This window comes from Pedobacter sp. (assembly GCF_045628745.1).
Taxonomy (GTDB): Bacteria; Bacteroidota; Bacteroidia; order Sphingobacteriales; family Sphingobacteriaceae; genus Pedobacter.
Genome location: NZ_JAZQPU010000197.1, coordinates 1 through 3,012, shown reverse-complemented (window position 1 = coordinate 3,012; position 3,012 = coordinate 1). Strand labels below are relative to the sequence as shown.

The following is a 3,012-nucleotide window of genomic DNA, read 5'->3' as shown; positions in this document are numbered from 1 at the left end:
GGGATGATCGGCATTGGTGGGGGTATTATTCTATCGCCGGTCTTATTGCTTCTGAAATGGACAGACCAAAAACAAGCGGCAGCCATTAGTGCAGCCTTTATTTTTGTCAATTCCGTTGCCGGACTTGGCGGTCAGCTGATCAATGGATTTGTTTTTTATAGCCATACACTGTGGTATGTTGGTGTAGCTTTTGCTGGAGGAATTTGTGGTGCCTATTTTGGGGCTTTAAAATTCCCACAAAATGTACTTAAAAATGTGCTTGCTGGGGTATTAGCTTTAGCGGCCTACAAACTCATGTTTACAAGTGCCTGATCGGGATTTGTGAATCATCATTAAAATCAATAACTTCATACAAATTGAGCAAGATGCAAATCGAAATCATCAGTTTTGGGCAAATAGCCTCATTTATCAGTAAACAGCAGATCGATAATGCTGCAATAACGGATACAGATGCCCTTAAAACTTACCTCGAGAAAAACTATCCCCAGTTGCAGCAGCTCAAATATAAGCTTGCCCTCAACAAGGATATCGTTCAGGAGAATAGGACCTTAACAAATAACGATGTTGTGGCCTTGATGCCACCATTTTCTGGAGGATAAGTTATGCTGAACACAGAAAGATATCAGCGGCAGCTCATCCTCAAAGGATTCGGAGCACAGGCACAGCAATTAGTAGCGCAAGCCAGGGTTTTGGTTATTGGTGCAGGAGGGCTGGGTTGTCCTGCTTTGCAATACCTCGCTGCGATGGGTATTGGAAAAATAGGCATTGTAGATGATGATACTGTAGCCCTGTCTAATCTACATCGGCAAGTGCTTTTTACCACTGCAGATGTGGGTAAATTAAAAGTAGCCGTTGCTGCGGAAAGATTGAGGGCAATGAACCCGGAGATTGAAATAGTGGCACATCCCATAAGAATCAAAAAAAACAACGTTCTTGCGCTGCTCAAAGCCTATGATTATGTACTGGATGGAACGGATAATTTCGAAACCAGGTATCTCTTGAATGATGCCTGTGCTTTACTGAATAAACCCCTTATATTTGCAGCGGTATCTGGTGATGAAGGACAGCTGGCTATTTTTAATGTAAATAATGAAAAGGGGAGGAGCACTAATTATCGCGATCTCTTTCCGGTTCCACCAGGTGCTGGAGACGTGCCCAACTGTGCAGAAAATGGCGTTCTTGGCGTGTTGCCCGGTATTATAGGTACCATGGCCGCTGCAGAAACCATTAAACTGATCACAGGATATGGTAAAACGCTGGTTAACAAATTGCTCCATTATCACCTGCTGAGCAGGGAACAATATGAAATGAACATCAGTCCTTCCACTGACTATCAATTACCTCAAAGTGAAGACGAATTTTTAAATATGGACTATCAAAACGATTGTGAACTTTCAAGTGGATACCAGGAAATTGGTGCACAGGAACTGAGTGAATTCCAAAACGAGGGCTCAGCCCTACTTATCGACGTCAGGGAGCGCCATGAAGTGCCGGTTCTTGACGCTGCTATATTCAATAAAGTGCCCATGTCTGAATTCAATAGGTTTTTAGAAGAAGATATCGCCGAAGAAAACATTGTTTTTATTTGTCAGCATGGCATACGGAGTGTTGCTGCGGCAGAGGCTATGCATGAAAAATATGGCGACAGCAAGAAGATATACAGCCTTAAAGGTGGCATCAGCAAGTGGAGGAATTATTTTTTAGGCTAGTATGGGAGATCAGAAGGTAAAAAACATCTTTGTTCAGGGCGCTATTTCTCCTGCATTTATTGCGGAAAGCATTGCCAAACACAGTGCTAAAACCGCTATTGGTGGTCATAGTATTTTTATGGGACAAGTGCGCCGGGATGAATTAGGAGGGAAATTTGTTGCCGCCATCGATTTTACCACTTATGAGGATCTGGCGCTGGAGAAGATGGACGAGATCAGAACGGCTATTTTCGAAAAATATCCCCTGCATTGTATGCATGTTTACCATAGCCTGGGCATTGTAAAAACCGGGGAAATCTGTCTTTTTGTATTTACCTCATCAGCACACCGAAAACCTGCCATGGAGGCCTGCAATGAAATTGTGGAAACCCTGAAGGCCGGATTACCCATCTGGGGCAAAGAAATATTTGAAGACGACAGCTACCAATGGAAAGAAAATAATTGATATGGTAGACATTACAAAGAAATCAAGCACGTTAAGGAAAGCCATTGCCACAGCAACGGTAAGTGTTTCAAAGAAGGCAACCATTGAGGCTATTGAACAAAGGAAGATCCCTAAAGGCGATGTTTATGAATTTGCCCGTGCCGCAGGACTGTTAGGGGTAAAGAAAACAAGCGATCTGATTCCCGATTGCCATCCCCTGCCAATTGAATATACCTCCATTACTTATGGTATTGATGGACTTGATATTGTGATTACGGTGGAAGTCCATACCATTTATAAAACAGGTGTAGAGGTAGAGGCCATGCATGGGGCATCGATTACGGCATTGACCATGTACGACATGCTCAAACCGATTGATAAAGGGGTAGAAATCCGCAACATCAGGCTGCTGGAGAAATCTGGAGGAAAGTCAGACTTTAAAAACCTGCAATTTCCAGAATTGAAAGCAGCAGTAGTAGTTTGTTCAGATTCTGTAGCCAATGGCCAGGCACAAGACCGTTCTGGAAAGGCCATCATTGCCCTTTTAGAAACTTATGGAATCAGCACGGTAAAATATGAAGTGGTACCTGATGATGTACAGCTGATCAGAGAAAAAGCACAGTCGCTTTGTAGTGCTGAACATCAGCTGCTTATCTTTACTGGTGGAACCGGACTGTCGCCACGTGATGTAACCCCAGAGGCCATCAGCCCATTGTTAGACCGAAATATAGACGGAATTATGGAAACAGCGAGGCGTTATGGTCAGGAGAGAATGCCTTATGCCATGTTATCGCGCAGTGTTGCTGGTTTTATCGGGGAAACTTTAGTGCTTACCTTCCCAGGTTCTAAAAGCGGGGTAGAGGAATATATGGCGGCTTT

At 43.6% G+C, this 3,012-nt stretch carries 5 protein-coding genes; all 5 read left to right on the top strand.

Annotation, left to right across the window (positions count from 1 at the left end):
* On the top strand, nucleotides 1-312 hold a 312-nt coding region (locus ACR2F7_RS07565), incomplete at its 5' end, for a TSUP family transporter (protein WP_432712977.1).
* A gap of 53 nt (nucleotides 313-365) precedes the next feature.
* Nucleotides 366-599: a MoaD/ThiS family protein gene (locus ACR2F7_RS07560; protein WP_432712976.1), complete on the top strand. Its 234-nt coding sequence runs from the start codon at nucleotides 366-368 to the stop codon at nucleotides 597-599.
* A gap of 3 nt (nucleotides 600-602) precedes the next feature.
* Nucleotides 603-1,709 (top strand): ThiF family adenylyltransferase, encoded by a 1,107-nt coding sequence (locus ACR2F7_RS07555; RefSeq protein ID WP_432712975.1) that lies wholly within the window; start codon nucleotides 603-605, stop codon nucleotides 1,707-1,709.
* Nucleotide 1,710: 1 nt separating this feature from the next.
* Nucleotides 1,711-2,154, top strand: coding sequence for a molybdenum cofactor biosynthesis protein MoaE (locus ACR2F7_RS07550; RefSeq protein ID WP_432712974.1), 444 nt, complete (start codon nucleotides 1,711-1,713; stop codon nucleotides 2,152-2,154).
* Between the two features lies 1 nt (nucleotide 2,155).
* Nucleotides 2,156-3,012 (top strand): bifunctional molybdenum cofactor biosynthesis protein MoaC/MoaB (gene moaCB, locus ACR2F7_RS07545; RefSeq protein WP_432712973.1); only part of this gene is annotated, 857 nt, incomplete at its 3' end.

What these genes read in the sequence shown, in the direction of transcription:
- ACR2F7_RS07560 (WP_432712976.1), top strand. Translation starts at nt 366, where the DNA reads ATGCAAATCGAAATCATCAGTTTTGGGCAAATAGCCTCATTTATCAGT.
- ACR2F7_RS07555 (WP_432712975.1), top strand. Translation starts at nt 603, where the DNA reads ATGCTGAACACAGAAAGATATCAGCGGCAGCTCATCCTCAAAGGATTC.
- ACR2F7_RS07550 (WP_432712974.1), top strand. Translation starts at nt 1,711, where the DNA reads ATGGGAGATCAGAAGGTAAAAAACATCTTTGTTCAGGGCGCTATTTCT.